General features: G+C 72.2%; 16 protein-coding genes. 1 reads left to right on the top strand and 15 read right to left on the bottom strand.

The window, feature by feature from the left end; translation table 11 throughout:
- Positions 1-10: 10 nt before the first annotated feature.
- From hypE to ACFWVC_RS04095, 14 genes are all read right to left on the bottom strand, one after another.
- Positions 11-1,078 carry a hydrogenase expression/formation protein HypE gene (gene hypE, locus ACFWVC_RS04160; RefSeq protein WP_384277669.1) on the bottom strand — a complete coding sequence of 356 codons (1,068 nt, stop codon included), beginning with the start codon at positions 1,076-1,078 and terminating at the stop codon, positions 11-13.
- Position 1,079: 1 nt separating this feature from the next.
- Positions 1,080-2,204, bottom strand: coding sequence for a hydrogenase formation protein HypD (gene hypD, locus ACFWVC_RS04155; RefSeq protein ID WP_384276581.1), 1,125 nt, complete (start codon positions 2,202-2,204; stop codon positions 1,080-1,082).
- Complete coding sequence (locus tag ACFWVC_RS04150) at positions 2,201-2,509, bottom strand: HypC/HybG/HupF family hydrogenase formation chaperone (protein ID WP_384276573.1); 309 nt, start codon at positions 2,507-2,509, stop codon at positions 2,201-2,203. The genes hypD and ACFWVC_RS04150 overlap by 4 nt, the downstream gene beginning before the upstream one ends.
- Positions 2,509-4,908: a carbamoyltransferase HypF gene (gene hypF / locus ACFWVC_RS04145; protein WP_384276568.1), complete on the bottom strand. Its 2,400-nt coding sequence runs from the start codon at positions 4,906-4,908 to the stop codon at positions 2,509-2,511. The genes ACFWVC_RS04150 and hypF overlap by 1 nt, the downstream gene beginning before the upstream one ends.
- Positions 4,908-5,615, bottom strand: coding sequence for a hydrogenase nickel incorporation protein HypB (gene hypB / locus ACFWVC_RS04140; protein WP_384276562.1), 708 nt, complete (start codon positions 5,613-5,615; stop codon positions 4,908-4,910). The genes hypF and hypB overlap by 1 nt, the downstream gene beginning before the upstream one ends.
- Before the next feature lie 5 nt (positions 5,616-5,620).
- Complete coding sequence (locus tag ACFWVC_RS04135) at positions 5,621-6,064, bottom strand: hydrogenase maturation nickel metallochaperone HypA (RefSeq protein WP_384276557.1); 444 nt, start codon at positions 6,062-6,064, stop codon at positions 5,621-5,623.
- A gap of 158 nt (positions 6,065-6,222) precedes the next feature.
- Positions 6,223-6,327, bottom strand: coding sequence for a DUF6893 family small protein (locus ACFWVC_RS04130; protein ID WP_384276552.1), 105 nt, complete (start codon positions 6,325-6,327; stop codon positions 6,223-6,225).
- Positions 6,328-6,373: 46 nt separating this feature from the next.
- Positions 6,374-6,919, bottom strand: coding sequence for a hydrogenase maturation protease (locus tag ACFWVC_RS04125; RefSeq protein ID WP_384276547.1), 546 nt, complete (start codon positions 6,917-6,919; stop codon positions 6,374-6,376).
- Complete coding sequence (locus ACFWVC_RS04120) at positions 6,916-8,313, bottom strand: hypothetical protein (RefSeq protein ID WP_384277660.1); 1,398 nt, start codon at positions 8,311-8,313, stop codon at positions 6,916-6,918. Before ACFWVC_RS04120 ends, ACFWVC_RS04125 begins: the two co-directional genes overlap by 4 nt.
- A gap of 38 nt (positions 8,314-8,351) precedes the next feature.
- Positions 8,352-8,981, bottom strand: a complete 630-nt coding sequence (locus ACFWVC_RS04115) for a DUF6084 family protein (RefSeq protein WP_384276542.1) — start codon at positions 8,979-8,981, stop codon at positions 8,352-8,354.
- Positions 8,978-9,619: a DUF5947 family protein gene (locus ACFWVC_RS04110; protein ID WP_384276539.1), complete on the bottom strand. Its 642-nt coding sequence runs from the start codon at positions 9,617-9,619 to the stop codon at positions 8,978-8,980. The genes ACFWVC_RS04115 and ACFWVC_RS04110 overlap by 4 nt, the downstream gene beginning before the upstream one ends.
- Positions 9,616-10,137, bottom strand: coding sequence for a hypothetical protein (locus ACFWVC_RS04105; RefSeq protein WP_384276535.1), 522 nt, complete (start codon positions 10,135-10,137; stop codon positions 9,616-9,618). The genes ACFWVC_RS04110 and ACFWVC_RS04105 overlap by 4 nt, the downstream gene beginning before the upstream one ends.
- Complete coding sequence (locus ACFWVC_RS04100; RefSeq protein WP_384276531.1) at positions 10,134-11,918, bottom strand: nickel-dependent hydrogenase large subunit; 1,785 nt, start codon at positions 11,916-11,918, stop codon at positions 10,134-10,136. Before ACFWVC_RS04100 ends, ACFWVC_RS04105 begins: the two co-directional genes overlap by 4 nt.
- Positions 11,919-12,009: 91 nt before the next feature.
- The gene (locus ACFWVC_RS04095; protein WP_384276526.1) at positions 12,010-13,089 is read right to left on the bottom strand and encodes a hydrogenase expression protein HypE; all 1,080 of its coding nucleotides are present in this window, start codon (positions 13,087-13,089) and stop codon (positions 12,010-12,012) included.
- A 546-nt stretch (positions 13,090-13,635) separates the two neighbouring features.
- On the opposite strand from ACFWVC_RS04095, the gene ACFWVC_RS04090 reads away from it, so the two are divergent.
- Positions 13,636-14,139 carry an SMI1/KNR4 family protein gene (locus ACFWVC_RS04090; RefSeq protein WP_384276520.1) on the top strand — a complete coding sequence of 168 codons (504 nt, stop codon included), beginning with the start codon at positions 13,636-13,638 and terminating at the stop codon, positions 14,137-14,139.
- 182 nt (positions 14,140-14,321) lie between these two features.
- On the opposite strand, the gene ACFWVC_RS04085 is transcribed toward ACFWVC_RS04090, so the two are convergent.
- Entirely contained in the window at positions 14,322-15,230 is a 909-nt protein-coding gene (locus tag ACFWVC_RS04085; RefSeq protein WP_384276514.1) for an aminoglycoside phosphotransferase family protein, read from the bottom strand.
- Positions 15,231-15,539 lie beyond the last annotated feature (309 nt).

The following is a 15,539-nucleotide window of genomic DNA, read 5'->3' as shown; positions in this document are numbered from 1 at the left end:
CCGTGAACGGTCAGCAGATCCGGGGCAGTTGCTCGCCCAGCGGCAGGTCGACGACCCGGGTGCCGCCGAGCCCGGTGCGCGCGACGACCATGCCCGCGTGGTCCTCCACGCACTCGCCGATCACCGCCGCCCGCGTCCCCAGCGGATGCGCGCGCAGGGCGGCCAGCACCCCGTCCGCGTGGGCCCGGGGGACGAAGGCGACGAGCTTGCCCTCGTTGGCCGCGTACCACGGGTCCAGGCCGAGCACCGCGCACGCGTTGGCGACCGGGGAGGGCACGGGCACCGCGCGCTCCTCGACGACGACGCCGACCCCGGAGGCGGCGGCGATCTCGTTGAGCGCCGCCGCGAGCCCGCCCCGGGTGGGGTCGCGCAGCACGTGGAGATCGGTCGTCACCGCGAGCATCGCCTCGACGAGACCGTTCAGCGGGGCGCAGTCGCTCTCGATCTCGACGTCGAACTCCAGCCCCTCGCGCACGCTCATGACGGCGACGCCGTGCGCCCCGATCTCCCCGCTGACGATGACGACATCGCCCGGCACCGCGCGCTGCGGCCGGATGTCGACGCCTTCGGGGACCAGCCCGATGCCCGCGGTGTTGATGTAGATCCCGTCGCCGTGGCCGGACTCGACGACCTTGGTGTCCCCGGTGACGATCTCGACCCCGGCGGTCCGGGCGGCCGCGCCGATCGCCTCGGCGACCCGGGCGACCAGCGGCATCTCGACGCCCTCCTCCAGGATGAATCCGCAGGACAGGAAGGCCGGCCGGGCGCCGCTCATCGCGAGGTCGTTGACCGTGCCGTTGACGGCCAGGTCGCCGATGCTGCCGCCGGGGAAGAACAGCGGGCGCACCACGTACGAGTCCGTGGAGAACGCCAGCCGCGCGCCGCCGAGCGCGACCACCGCCGAGTCGGCGAGCTGGGCCAGCACGGTCCCGCCGAAGGCCGGGGCGAAGACGTGCCGGACGAGCTCCGCCGACAGCGTTCCGCCGCCGCCGTGCCCCATCACCACGCGGGGCTGGTCGCGCAGCGGGGCGGGGCAGGTCCAGCCGGAGAAGTCCGGCGCGGCAAGGGTGTCAGCGATCTCAGCCAACGGGGCTCGCCTCCAGAGGTGCGCTGGTGCCGCCGAGCCGGCGGTAGAGGTAGTAGGCGGCACAGGCCCCTTCGCTGGAGACCATCGTGGCGCCCAGCGGATTGCGGGGGGTGCAGGCGGTGCCGAACGCCTCGCACTCGTGCGGCTTGAGCAGGCCCTGCAACACCTCGCCACTGCGGCAGGCGGCCGGCTCGCGGGTGGTGATGCCGGTGACCTCGAAGCGGTGCTCCGCGTCGAACTCCCGGTAGCGCGGGGAGAGCCGCCAGCCGCTGTCCGCGATGACGCCGATGCCGCGCCACGCGCGGTCGGTGACCTCGAAGACGTCCGCGAGCATCGCCTTGGCCGCCGCGTTGCCCTCGGGACGGACGGCGCGCGGGTAGGCGTTCTCGACGGAGTGCTCGCCGCGCTCCAGTTGGCGCACCGTGCGGCGCACCCCTTCCAGGATGTCCAGCGGCTCGAAGCCGGTGACGACGATCGGCACGCCGAAGCCGTCCGCCAGCTCCGGGTACTCCTCCGTCCCCATCACGCTGCACACGTGCCCGGCGGCCAGGAACGCCTGCACCCGCACCTGCGGCGACCGCATGATCGCCTCGATCGCGGGGGGCACCCGGACGTGCGAGACCAGCAGGCTGAAGTTGCGGATGCCGAGCCTGCGGGCCTGATACACCGTCATGGCGTTGGGCGGGGCGGTGGTCTCGAAGCCGATGCCGAAGAACACCACCTGGCGGTCGGGGTTCTCCCGGGCGATCCGCAGCGCGTCGAGCGGGGAGTAGACCACGCGCACGTCGCCGCCCTCACTGCGCACCCGAAACAGGTCGCGGCCGGTGCCGGGCACGCGCAGCATGTCGCCGAAGGAGCAGAAGATCACCTCGGGCCGGGAGGCGATCTCCAGGGCCTTGTCGATGACCTCCAGCGGCGTCACGCAGACCGGGCAGCCGGGCCCGTGGATGAGCTCGACCTCCGGGGGCAGCAACTGGTCGATGCCGTGCCGGATGATGGTGTGGGTCTGGCCGCCGCACACCTCCATCAGCGCCCAGGGGCGGGTCACGGTCGCGCGGATGTCGTCCAGCAGCCGCTTCGCCAGTTCGGGGTCCTGGAACTCCTCGATGTACTTCACCGGTCCGCCTCCGCCGCACCGGCCGGTGCGGGGCCCGCCTCGGCCGCCGCCTGCTGCCAGGGGTCGCCGAACTCCTCATCCAGCAGGCCCAGGTTGCCGAACAGGGCGAGCGTCTGCCGCGCCGACTCCTCGTCCAGACGCTGCAGCGCGAAGCCGACGTGGACGATGGCGTACTCGCCGACCTGCAGGTCGGGCAGGTACTCCAGGCACACGTCCTTGATCACGCCGCCGAAGTCGACGGTCGCCATCCTGGTCCCGTCACGTTCCTCGATCTCCAGCACCTTGCCGGGTACCGCCAGGCACATCAGCTGTCTCCTCGCTCTGGGTGGGGGGTCCGGGTCCGGGTCCGCGGGGCGTCGACGCGGGCCGCGGCGACGAGCTGGCCGAGCGCCAGGCCGCCGTCGTTCGGCGGCACCAGGCGGTGGCGCAGTACCTCGAAGCCGTCCGCGCGCAGCGCGCCCGCGCAGGCGGTGGACAGCAGCGCGTTGGCGAAGACGCCGCCGCTCAGGGCGACCGTCACGACCCCGTCACGTTCGCGTACCGCGGCGCACACCCGGCGCACCAGGTCGGCCACCGCCCGGTGGAAGCGGCCCGCGACGACGCCGGCCGGCACGCCGCGGCGCAGGTCCGCCACGACGCCCGCCAGCACCGGGCCCGCGTCGCAGGCGGTGGCGCCGTCCACGCCGCCGCCGTCCCGCAGCGCGAACGCGTAGGTCCCTTCCGGCAGTTCGCCGGCGGCCACCGCGGCGGCCTCGAGTTCCACGGCGGCCTGCGCCTCGTACCCGGCCTCCTGGCACACGCCGGCCAGCGCGGCGACGGCGTCGAAGAGGCGGCCCATGCTGGAGGTGGGGACACAGTGCAGTCCGCGCGCCAATTGCGTCTCCAGCACGCGGAGTTCCTCCTCCGGGCAGGCCGCGACGCACGGCAGGTCGGCATCCCAGGGCAGACCCGCCGCCCGCAGATGCGCCAGCGCCATGCGATAGGGCCGGCGTACCGCGGCGTCCCCGCCGGGCAGCGGAACGTAGGCGAGATGGGCCGCGCGCCGGAAGCCGTCGTAGTCCGCGAGCAGGAACTCCCCGCCCCAGACGGCGCCGTCGTCGCCGTGGCCGGTGCCGTCGAAGGCGACGCCGAGCACCGGCGCGGTGCCGTCCAGCCCCGCCTCGGCCATCGCGGCTGCGATGTGCGCGTGGTGGTGCTGCACCTGCCGCAGCGGACGGTCCCCGGCCGCGCGCCGCGCCCAGGCCACCGACCGATAGCCCGGGTGCCGGTCGGCGGCCAGCAGGGCCGGCCGCACCCCGGTGATGTCCTCCAACTGCCGCTCCGCGGCGCCGAAGGCGGTCAGCGTCGCCAGGTCGTCCATGTCCCCGACGTGCGCCGACATCCAGGCGTGCCGTCCCTCGCCCACACAGAAGGTGTTCTTCAGGTCGCCGCCGACGGCCAGCGCCGGGACCACCGGCACCGGCAGCGGCACGGGGAAGGGCGCGTAGCCGCGCGAGCGCCGCACGGGCAGTTCGCCGCCGTCGCAGATCCGCACCACCGAGTCGTCGCAGGGCACATGGATCGGCCGGTCGTGCGTCAGCCACGCGTCGGCGAGCCCCGCCAGCCGCCGCAGCGCCTCCTGGTCGTCCGTGACGATCGGCTCGCCGCCCAGATTGCCGCTGGTCATCACCAGCAGTGGGGGGCCCGGCAGGTCTCCCGGCAGTCCCAGCAGCAGATGGTGCACCGGGGTGTACGGCAGCATGACGCCGAGGTCGGCGACCCGCGGCGCGACGGCCGGCGCCACCCCGTCCTCATCGGGGCGCCGCCGCAGCAGCACGATGGGCCGCCGCGCTCCGGCCAGCAACTCCCGTTCCGCGGCGTCCACATGGGCCAGCCGCGCCACGTCCGCGAGGCCCCGGGCCATCAGGGCGAAAGGCTTGTCACCCCGGTTCTTGCGCTTCCGCAGCAGCCGTACGCTCTCGTCGTTCCCCGCGTCGCACGCCAGGTGGTAGCCGCCGAGCCCCTTCACGGCGACGATCGCGCCGTCCGCCAGCAGCCGCCGCGCGCCCCCCAGCGGATCGGGCGCCGCCGCCTCCACTGTGCCGCGTCCGCGCCGCACCAGCAGCCGCAGCCGCGGCCCGCAGTCGTGGCAGGAGACCGGCTGCGCGTGGAAGCGCCGGTCGCCCGGGTCCTCGTACTCGCCCCGGCAGGCCCCGCACATCGGGAACCGGGCCATTGTGGTGTTGGCCCGGTCATAGGGCAGTCCGGTCACGATGGTGAAGCGCGGCCCGCAGTGCGTGCAGGTGATGAACGGATGGCGGAAGCGGCGGTCGCCCCGGTCGCGCAGCTCCGCCAGGCACGCCCCGCAGGTCGCGGTGTCGGGGGAGACCAGCGTCCGGGCGGCTCCCTCGCCCGCCTTCGACGCGGCGATGGCGAAGCCCCAGCCACCGGCGAGCGGTACCGCGGCGTGCGAGACGGACTCGACCACCGCCAGCGGAGGGGCGTCGGTGCCGATGCGGACGCAGAACGCCGCGACCGCCGCGGGGGCGCCCTCGACCTCCGCGACCACGCCCTCACCGGTGTTGCCGACGTGCCCCGACAGACCGAGCTCCCGGGCCAGTCCGAAGACGAACGGCCGGAAGCCGACCCCCTGCACCACGCCCCGCACCAGCACCCTGCGGCGCTGCGCGGCGGCGTCGGCCGCCGGGGCCGGCCGGCCGGCCATCAGTGCGCGTGCCCCACGGCGGTGCGCGCCATCACGGGCCGGTGGACGGCGGCCCCGGCACGCACCGCGAGCGCCCGCTCCAGCAGCACGCCCATGCCCTCGCCGCCCCGCGCGGAGGTGCGGACCACCTCGACACCGGGGTTCACCTGGGCGACGCCGGCGAGGAACGCCGTCTCGTCGAAGTCCACGGCCGCCGCGAGGTCGTACTTGGTGATCACGACCAGCTGCGCCAGACCGAAGGCACTGGGGTACTTCAGCGGCTTGTCCTCGCCCTCGGTGACCGAGGCCAGCACCACGCGCAGCGACTCGCCGAGGTCGTAGGAGGCCGGGCACACCAGGTTGCCGACGTTCTCCACGAACAGCAGGTGGGTGTCCTCGGGCAGCCAGGCTTCGACGTGCGAGCGCACCATCCCGGACTCCAGGTGGCACAGCCCGTCGGTCAGCACCTGCCGCACCGGCACGCCCGAACGGCCCAGGCGCATCGCGTCGTTCTCGGTGGCGAGGTCGGCGGTGAGCGCGGCGACCGGCACGCCGCGCTGCCGGGCCAGGCCCAGTTCCGCCTCCAGCAGGGCGGTCTTCCCGCTGCCGGGGCTGGACAGGAGGTTCACCATCACGGTCCCGCGCGCGGCCAGTTCCTCGCGCAGGTGCTGCGCGCCGTGGTCGTTCCTGGCGAGCACGGCCTGCTGCAGGTCGGTGACTTTGCACATGGCGGTCAGCGCTCCTCGGCGAGTGGTGCGGACAGCGGGACGGGCGGGCCGGGTGGGATGGGCAGGCCGGGTGGGTCGGGTAGGACGGGGTCCGCCCAGCGCACTTCGGTGATGCGCAGTTCGCGGCCGGACAGCAGTTCCGACGCGCCCGAGCCGCAGCGGGGGCAGCCCAGCTGCGGGGGCAGCCCGGTCGGCCACTCGTGGTCGCAGGGGGCGCATCGGGCCCGGCCCGGCACGGTCTCGGCCGACAGGGACGAACCCTCCAGCACGGTGCCGGAGCAGGCGAGGTCGAAGCAGAAGGACAGCGAGTCGGGCAGCACCCCGGCGAGTTCGCCGACCTCCAGCCGGACCTCCCGCACGGCGGGCGGGGCGGCGCCGCCGTCCGCCAGGCGGGCGGCGGCCTCCTCGACCTGCTCCACCACCGCCATCGCGATGGACATCTCGTGCATCGGTCTCTTCTCCGGTGTGGGGTGCCGGCGTGGGGTGCCGGCCGGGCCCCGGCTGCCGCCGGGCGGTACCCCCGGCTCGCGCGGCTCCATTAGAGGCCGGTCGTGGCGAGCCCCCGGCCCGCCACGCCGCCGGCCCGGCGGCGGGTACCCGTTCGGCCTCACATGGACCGGATGTGCATGTAGCGCTTCACGTCGGGCAGGACGCGCGACATGGCGAGGACGGCCGCGGCCGCCCCCACCGCGCCGAGGGCGATCTTCCACATGGCGGGGTGCTCCTTTCTGTTGTGTCGTCTGCTCTGTCGGATCCGCTCACCGCGGACGGGCCGCGGGACCCGCCTCCGCGTGCGGACTCCCTGCCCCGGCGCACTCCTCGCCGACGACCCGCAGCACGAGACCCACGGCCTCGTCCACGGCGGCGGCGACGGGCGCGCTCAGGCCGATGCCCTCGTCCAGACAGGCGGGTTCGCAGCCCACGACCAGGACGCGCGCGGGCCGGCTGCCCGCGCCCGTACCGACGCTGAGGGTGTCCAGCAGTGCCAGCACGGCGTCCGGGGTCATACGGTGGCCGTCGACGACCGGCGGCTCCGCCGGGTCGCCGGCCGGCCGCGGCGGCACCTCGATCAGCCGCAGGGTGCCGGGCGGCTCACCCCCCGGCACTGCGTCGACCAGGACCACGCAGCGGTAGCCGTCCAGCAACTGGTAGGCCAGATGCACTCCGCGGACGCCGGTGTCGGTGACCTCGGCGCCCTCGGGCAGCGGGTGACCGGCCAGCCGCCGTACGACCTCGACGCCGAAGCCGTCGTCGCCCAGGAAGATGTTGCCGATGCCGGCGACCAGCACGCGCCCGCCGTTCACGAGTCCTCCGCCGGGGCCAGTTCGTCGGGCTGGAAGTACAGGAAACGCCCCTGCTCACGGCGGATCTCGGCGCCCGGGTCGCCGTCCACGGTGACCGCGAGGTGCACACCGCCGTCCACGTCGTGCAGCACCGCCTCCACCAGTGCCCCCCGCCCGTGCAGGAACAGGTCCTGGGCGTCGGTGCGCCGCTTGCCGGGGCGCAGCACGACCCGGCTGCCCGCGCCGACGGACGTGCCCTCGATCACCACACGGTCGCGGCCCGGGTCCACCGAGGCGTCGGCGCCCGGGTCCCACCAGGGCGTGTCCGGCGCGGTCACGGCCGGGGCCGGCACCGGGTCCGGCCCGGTGACCTCGCGCAGCGCCCGTACGGCACCGTGCAGACGCTCCATCACCTCCGGCGGCATGGTCTCCGCCAGGTCGATGACGGCGGCGGCCCGGTCGTCGGTGCCCCTGGCGTGCCGTTTCTCCTCGTCGGTGAGGGCGGCGGTGCGCAGGGCCAGGATCTCGTCGATCTCGGTGGCGTCGTACATCGCGCCGGCGCTCTCCGGGGCGATGCGCGGATGGTCCTCCAGGATGATGGGGGAGGACAGCACCACGTCGGCGGCCCCGTCGTCGCCGGCCAGCACCGGCCATGTGTGCTCGTTGCGGCACTCCGCGACCGCCTCGCGGGCCCATTGCGGCGGATCGGTCATGGAGACGAACGAGCCCGCGGTCAGTCCCAGCATCAGGTGCGCCGACACCAGCGAGTGCGGGAGCGCGTCCTCGCGCCTGGTGGCGGTGCCCGCGCCGGTGTTCTCGACGACGGCCGTCAGCCGCAGGACCCGGTAGGGGCCGGGGAGTTCCTCCGCGGCGATCCGTAGGACACCTTCCAGGGCCTCCCGGCGCCGCACGATCTCGCCCTTGTGCGCACCGCCCTCGCCCTTGACCGGTTCGGTGTTCTCGGCCGCGGGCAGGGTGAACGGGAGCGTGAGACCGCCGCTGGTCAACTCGGCCAGTGACGCGGTCAGTTCGACACGTTCCTCGATCCCCTCGTCCCAGGGCACCAGGACCCGGTCGGGCAGCTCCAGCTCCTCCACCGGCTCGTACGACCCGTCGGGCAGCAGGCGCCGGACGGTGCGCCGCTGGGCGTGCAGGAAGCGCACCTCCGCGTGGAGCACGGCGTCCGCGCGCGGCTCCATGAGCAACTGGGTTCGCTGCACGGCGGGTTCGCCCGACGCGGCCGCCCACGCGGGGGGCACCAGCACACCGAACTGCCAGCGCATGCGGTTCTTCGCCGACGACGCCCGGTACGGGTAGAGGACGTAACCCTCGAAGAGCACGGCGTCGGCCACCTTGCGGGCGGTGTCGAAGCGTTCGGCCGTCTCCACTGTCTCCGGTTTCTCCGCTGTCTCCAGTGTCCCGGCTGGTCCCGCCGCCTCCGCGGCGCCCGCCGTCACCGTGCCGCTCCGGCGAGCAGGGCCTCGACGGTGGCCTCCCAGGACGGCAGCGCGTGCCGGCTGCGGAAGGACCGCAACGCGTCCATGGAGCCGCGCGGCAGCCGGATCCAGCCGCAGCCGGGGAAGTGCGCGTCGATCGTCTCCCGCCACACCGCCACCGGCAGGCGGCACGTGGCCTCCTTGTGCCAGGGCACGGGCAGCACCTGGAATCCGCCGGGTCCGAGGAAGGCGGTGCCGGAGAACAGCATCAGCAGCGGCGCCTCACCCTCCCGCAGCGCGTCGAAGTACTTGGCGGAGGCGATGTCCATGTCGTAGGTGCACGGCACCGGCAGGTCCACCTCGATCTCACCGGTGAAGCCGGTCACCATCACCGACACCTGGGCGAACTGGAGCGGTTGCAGCGTGCTGCCCCAGCGTTCCGGCGCGCCGAACAGGTCGTCCAGGCCCTCGGCCTCGGCCGGCGCGTAGGCGCGCTGCGCCGGCTCGATGCGCAACTGGCAGCGCAGCGCCAGCGCGTGCACCCGCTCCCCGCCGGAGGCGGTGATCCGCAGCCGGAAGACGAGCGTCGGTCCGGCGGCGTACGGATCGGCCCGTACGCCCGTGCACGTGAAGCCCAGCTCGGTCACGACCGGTTCCCTTCCCGCGGCACGGGGGCCGCCCGCTGTCGTAGGTCGTCGAAGAAGGCCGCGAGCTCGGCGCGCGCGCCGGGCCCGCCGTCGAAGCCCTGCCAGGTCAGCCGCAGCCGGCCGACCAGTTCGTACGCGCGGTCGACCGGCGTCAGATAGCACTCGCCGCCGTCGCCCTCGCGGCGCACCAGCAGCGTCTCCACGTCCGGCCGCAACGCGCGGGCCAGCGGCGAGTCGCCGAAGACGGCCTCCCAGGTGCCCGGGTCCACGTCGCTCTCGGTGGCGCCCGCCGGGCTCGGGTAGAGCACGACGGGGCGTTCGAGGGAGGCGTTGTGGAAGAAGAAGGCCACCGACACCGGGATGCGCAGCCGCTGCCAGGCGACTGCGTCCGGCACCGAATTGGGGTCGGCGAGGTAGCGGTCGGGTACGGCGGCGAAGCGCCCGCCGCCGGCGCCCGGCCGGTCGAAGAGCAGTGAGCAGGGCGTGCAGGCGCAGGCCAGCGCGCGCTGGTCGACGTCCACCAGGTGCCGGTGAGGACCCGTCAGCGTCGCCCCGCACAGCTCGCACCGCTCGGGCGCGGCCGGGCGCGGGGCGACGAAGCGGCGCAGCCCGGCCGCGGCGGGGGACTGCGGGCTCACAGTGCCCCCGGCGGGCGGGTGCCGATCTGCAGCAACGCGGGCTCGCGCACGGCCGGACCGGCCTGCGGCAGCTCCACCGTCGTCACCTCGGGCGCCCAGCACGACAGCGCGGCCTCGATGCGCTGCCGGGTGGCGTCCATGGTGCTGGGACATCCGCAGCCGCCGCCCTCGCGGGCGGCCAGCCGCAGGGTGCCGCTGTCGGGGTCGAAGTGCTCGATGTCCACCGACGTGCCGGCCCGGGCGGCGTGGACCGCGCGGCCGGCCCGCGTGAGGGTGTCCTCGGGGTGCAAGTCGTGCAGGACGAGCAGGCCCGCCACCACCTCGTCCGCCAGCAGCGCGGCCATGGGGTCGGCGCCGCGCTTCTCCAGGAGCTCCACGGCGCGGGCCAGGCCCGCGCCGTAGAACTCCATGAGGGTGCGCACCAGTTCCTCGGCGGCGGCCGCGGCCTCGCGGTCGCCGGAGGCGGCGAGACCGTCCAGGATCTCCTCGATCCGCCGCGCGGTACGCTCCGCGCTCATCCGGCCATGCCGCTCAGGCCGGTGGGGACGTGCAGCTTCTGGACCGTGCGGCCGCCGCCGACGTACATGTGGACACCGCACGGCAGACAGGGGTCGAAGCTCCGCACGGCGCGCATGATGTCGATGCCCTTGAAGTTCTCCGGGGAGTTCTCCTCGAAGATCGGGGTGTTCTGCACCGCGTCCTCGTAGGGGCCGGGCGTGCCGAAGGTGTCGCGCACACTCGCGTTCCACGGGGTCGGCGGGTAAGGGTGGTAGTTGGCGATCTTGCCGCCGCGGATCACCATGTGGTGCGAGAGCACGCCGCGCACCGCCTCGGTGAAGCCCACGCCGATGCTCTCCTCCGGGACCTCGAACTTCTCCCAGGTCTGGGTGCGGCCCGCGCGGACCTCCGCCAGCGCCTTCTCCGTGAAGTGCAGGGCGCACGCGGCGGCGTACGCCTGGAAGTAGGTGCGTGCCCGGTTGCGCTCCAGTGCGTTGCTCCACTGCGGGATCTTCCACTCGAAGGTGGTCTCCGGCTTGGTGAGCGACTTGGGCAGGTTGATGATCACGCTGTGCCCGGTGGCCTTCACATAGCCGATGTCGACCAGCCCGTTGAGCGCCGTCGACCACAGACGGGCCAGCGGGCCGCCGCCGGTGTCGAGGGCCAGGTGCTCCTGGCCGTCGAACCAGCGCGGCGACATGACCCAGCTGTACTTGTCGTCGAAGTCCCGCTTCTGCGGCGCCGGGATGGTGTGCTGGTTCCACGGGTGACGCGGGTCGACGGGGTTGCCGAGCGGGTCGTGCGTGACGAACTGCTCCTGGCCCTCCCAGTCCTGGTAGTACGAGCTGCCCAGGAGGATGCGGATGCCGAGGTTGATGTTCGTCAGGTCGTTGGTGACCAGCTTGCCGTCCACGACGATGCCGGGCGAGACGAACATCCGCCGGCCCCAGTCGGTCATGTTGGCGTACGTGAAGTCGCAGTACTCCGGGTCGTTGAACGCGCCCCAGCAGCCCAGCATGATGCGGCGGCGGCCGACCTCCTCGTAGCCCGGCAGGGCCTCGTAGAAGAAGTCGAAGAGGTCGTCGTGGAGCGGCACGACCCGCTTCATGAACTCCACGTACCGCATCAGCCGGGTGAGGTAGTCGGTGAACAGCTGCACCGACGCGATGGTGCCGACGCCGCCCGCGTAGAGCGTGGAGGGGTGGACGTGCCGGCCCTCCATCAGGCAGAACATCTCCCGCGTGTAACGGCTCACTTGGAGCGCCTCGCGGTAGAACTCGCCCTCCAGCGGGTTGAGCGAGCGCATGATGTCGGCGATGGTGCGGTAGCCGTGCTCCGCGGCGTGCGGTGCCTCGGTGCGCTCCGCCAGCTCCAGGACGCCCGGGTTGGTCTCGCGGACCATCTTCTCGCAGTAGTCGACCCCGACCAGGTTCTCCTGGAAGATGTTGTGGTCGAACATGAACTCCGCGGCCTCGCCGAGGTTGATGATCCACTCGCCGAGGTGCGGCGGCTTGACGCCGTACGCCATGTTCTGCGCGTACACCGAGCACGTGGCGTGGTTGTCCCCGCAGATGCCGCAGATGCGGCTGGTGATGAAGTGCGCGTCGCGCGGGTCCTTGCCGCGCATGAAGACGCTGTAGCCGCGGAAGACCGACGAGGTGCTGTAGCACTCGGCGACCCGCTTCTGCTTGAAGTCGATCTTCGTGTGGATGCCGAGGCTGCCTACGATCCGGGTGATCGGATCCCAGGACATCTCCATCAGGCCACTGCCGTCTCCGGCCGTCTTCGTCTTCGGAGCCATGGTGTCTGCGTGCCCTTCGTCAAGCGGGGGAGGCCGGGGTCGGCGGCCGTGGTCAGTGGCCGGGGTCAGTGGCCGGTGGGGTGTCCCGGGGTCACCAGGGCGCCTTGTAGCCGGTGGTGAGCTTGCGGCCGGTGTGGCGCCACTTGGGCTCGTGGTCGACGGTCTTGGCCGTCATGGAGCGGAGCCTGCGGATCGCGGCGCCGTACACGCCGCTGGCGGTGCTGGACAGCCGTGCACCGGGCGGTTCGTCCATGAACGGCATGAACATGTCCGGGAAGCCCGGCATGGTGCACGCGATGCAGATGCCGCCGACGTTGGGGCAGCCGCCGATGCCGTCCATCCACCCGCGCTTGGGGACGTTGCACTTGACCACCGGGCCCCAGCAGCCGATCTTCACCAGGCACTGCGGGGAGTCGTAGCGGTCGGCGAACTGGCCCTGCTCGTAGTAGCCGGCTCGGTCGCAGCCCTCGTGGACGGTGGCGCCGAACAGCCAGGCCGGGCGCAGTTTGTCGTCCAGCGGGATCATCGGCGCGGAGCCGGCTGCCTGGTAGAGCAGGTACGTCAGTGTCTCCGCGAAGTTGTCCGGCTGGATCGGGCAGCCCGGGACGCAGACGATGGGGATGCCGGCCTTGGACTTCCACTCCCAGCCCAGGTAGTCGGGCACGCCCATGGCGCCGGTCGGGTTGCCCTCCATGGCGTGGATGCCGCCGTACGTGGCGCAGGTGCCGATGGCGACCACGGCCAGGGCCTTGGGCGCGAGGCGGTCGATCCACTCGCTGGTGGTGATCGGCTGGCCGGTCGCCGGGTCGTCGCCGAAGCCGCACCAGTAGCCCTCGGCCTTGATCGACTCGTTGGGGATCGACCCCTCGACGACCAGCACGAAGGGCTCGATCTCGCCGCGCTCGGCCTTGAAGAACCACTCGATGAAGGTGTCCGCGCCCTGGACCGGACCGCATTCGAAGTCGATCAGCGGCCAGTGCACGGCGATCTTAGGCAGGCCTGGGAGGCCGCCGAGGGCGATCTCCTCGATGCTGGGCAGCGTCGCGGCGGTGAGCGACACCGAGTCGCCGTCGCAGCTGAGCCCGGCGTTGATCCAGAGAATGTGGATCGGCGCCTCGTCGTCGGCCGGGGTGGGGGCGGCGGCGTTCGCGGTCGAAGCAGTCGCATCCATGGGGATGCCTCCTCAGAGAGCGTCAAATGCCACATAACGGCATCTCCTCCCCTTGATAGCGACTGGCTCGCCGGAGCGGGATGTTGAAGGGGGCCAATCCGGTGATCTGCTTTTCAGTCTGGGTCCCGGGCCGGCGCTCGCGAACGCTTGTGCGGACGGGTCGGGGGCTGTCCGCGCCCGCGTCGAGGCGATCGTGAGGCGCCCCGGGCGCGGTTGCGGCCCGGCGGGGTTTGTGGACGCCCGTCCTTACGAGGCGGATGTCGGCGGCCCGAAACCGTCCGCGCCCACCAGCGAGAAGACCCAGCCGGGCAGAGCTGGGGGTCTTTGACATCCGGATGTACACCACACCCACTGCTACCTCAAGAAGCGCGGCCAAGGCCCTCGCCCGACGGCGAGTCGACGTCCTGTGGGCACTCCTACGCGACAACAGGCCCTTCACCTCAGCCCCGCCAGAGTCCGCAGCTGCTTGACTCAGTCATTGAAACTCCAGCCCAGAGCCGCTCCGCCGACCTTGAGACTTACGGCGCTGGCATCGATCATCGACCGGTGACCGAAGCCGAAATCGTGGAACGGATCAGGGCCTACGCACAAGCCCATGAGCTGCCGCCACCCGCGCCTCCGGAGGCGGCCGACGAGCTCGAAGGCATCGTGGGATACCCCATGCCGCCGTTGCTGCGGCGCCTGTACCTGGAGGTCGCCAATGGGGGCTTCGGCCCCGACGGCGTCCTGTCCCTGACCGACACCGGCAAGTGGTACAGCGAGGAGGAGTCCCTGCTCCAACTCGCGCGCAAGTTCGGGCCGACCCTCGAGCCGGAGGTTCCGCAGCTGCTCCATTCGCCGCCGCTGATGACACTGGGCTGCGCGATCTGGTGGCACGTCGACTTCAGCACACCGGAGGGCCGCATGTGGGGGTGGGACCCGAACGCACTCTGTGAGCGTCACCGGTTCTTCATCGAGCGGTTCACTCTGGCCCAGTGGCTGGAGGACTGGCTTGAGGGCAACCGCGCCTTTCCTCAGCCGCCGCCCGTGGTGGACTGCCCCGACTGCTGACAGACCCGTGCTACTCCCGTGCCAGAACCAACCGGCACCTCTGGTGGAAGTGGGTCGACCGGCCGGACGAGCCATGGGAGGTCTGTCCGTGGCCGAAGCTGTTTAGCTGACATCCGCGGCTGACAGCAACGTCGCCGCACGACGGCGGAACACGCCGAGCAAACGGCGACGCATCTGTCTCATCAGCCTGCAGCGGCGTCGGTGAGGATTGCCTGAAGGCGTGCTCGGCATTCGGCGACGAAGGCGGGGAAGGTGTGCCAGTAGTAGGAGATTCCACTGACGCCCACCGCGATAGCCCAGGCGCGGGCGCGGGTCCAGGTCAGATCGTCGAGGTTCAAGGTGGCCCAGTAGGCCTGCCGTGCCTGTGGAGGCAGGTCCCAGAGTGTGGAGTGTTCGGCGTCGGGAAAGCCGACCGAGAGGCCTCCGAAGTCGATGACTGCGTGAAGCTTGCCTTCCCGGACCAAGAGGTTGGTCGGTTTCAGGTCGCCGTGGAGCCACACGTGAGGTCCGGAGTGCTCGGGCAGTGCGAGCGCGGCTCGCCACAACCGTTCCAGAGTGTCGACGTCGAGCTCAGAGCCCACGGTGGTCCGGCACTCGTCGAGACACCTGCTGATCCACTGGTGGCATGGCTCCAGGCTGCCTCCGCGGTACCAGCTGAGGCCGTTTGTGCGCGTGGCTCCCATGAGGTCGATGCCGTGGAGTTCCCTCACGACCGCCGCCAGGTCGGCTCCGAAAGCAGCCCAGTCCCGGACGGTGTCCGGGCCGGCTTCGTCACCGTCAATCCAGCGGTAGACCGACCAGACCAGTGGGAACGCCTCCGTGGGCGTCCCGGAGTGGACGGGCTCGGGAATCGGACAGGAAAGGAGGGGTGCGAGACGAGGAAGCCATTCCTGCTCCTTCTCGACGGACTGTCCCTTGTCTGCGGTTCGTGGAAGTCGCACGAGCAGGTCGTCGCCCAGCCGATACATGGAGTTGTCAGTGCCCGCGCCTGCGGGCGACAACGGTCGGTCAGCCCACTCTGGGCGCTGTGCCTTCAGTAGTGACCGGACCAGCGTCTCGTCGACTGGGATCTCATTCTCGTGAAGCGTCACGTCGGAAGTCTCACCGCTGGAGTGAACGGGAAGCCCGTGACTTTCGTCGGCGGTCGTGTTGATCCTCGAAGATCTCGGGGCTGATGACGGCGAGGGCCGCTGCCACTGGAGCAGCTTCGCTGAGAGGTGGACGCGCCGACCGGGAGGTCGAGCAGGCCACAGAGCGGATCACGTGAGGCGGCATGAGACGGGATATGCGTCACGGATACCTACGCGACGCATCTGGCCCAGTTCACCGCCCACCCGGTCAGGGCCAAAGTCGGTACGCCGACAACGCGGTACGGTGCGGGCATCACTCGGCACGGGAGG

Source organism: Streptomyces sp. NPDC058691, assembly GCF_042714775.1.
GTDB lineage: Bacteria > Actinomycetota > Actinomycetes > Streptomycetales > Streptomycetaceae > Actinacidiphila.
Note: the sequence above shows the minus strand (reverse complement) of the source record. Positions and strands in the feature narration are given on the sequence as shown.

Excerpts from the sequence above, each read along its gene's own strand:
- ACFWVC_RS04150 (WP_384276573.1), bottom strand. The coding sequence starts at position 2,509 with ATGTGCCTGGCGGTACCCGGCAAGGTGCTGGAGATCGAGGAACGTGAC.
- hypF (WP_384276568.1), bottom strand. The coding sequence starts at position 4,908 with ATGGCCGGCCGGCCGGCCCCGGCGGCCGACGCCGCCGCGCAGCGCCGC.
- hypB (WP_384276562.1), bottom strand. The coding sequence starts at position 5,615 with ATGTGCAAAGTCACCGACCTGCAGCAGGCCGTGCTCGCCAGGAACGAC.
- ACFWVC_RS04135 (WP_384276557.1), bottom strand. The coding sequence starts at position 6,064 with ATGCACGAGATGTCCATCGCGATGGCGGTGGTGGAGCAGGTCGAGGAG.
- ACFWVC_RS04130 (WP_384276552.1), bottom strand. The coding sequence starts at position 6,327 with ATGTGGAAGATCGCCCTCGGCGCGGTGGGGGCGGCCGCGGCCGTCCTC.
- ACFWVC_RS04105 (WP_384276535.1), bottom strand. The coding sequence starts at position 10,137 with ATGAGCGCGGAGCGTACCGCGCGGCGGATCGAGGAGATCCTGGACGGT.
- ACFWVC_RS04100 (WP_384276531.1), bottom strand. The coding sequence starts at position 11,918 with ATGGCTCCGAAGACGAAGACGGCCGGAGACGGCAGTGGCCTGATGGAG.
- ACFWVC_RS04095 (WP_384276526.1), bottom strand. The coding sequence starts at position 13,089 with ATGGATGCGACTGCTTCGACCGCGAACGCCGCCGCCCCCACCCCGGCC.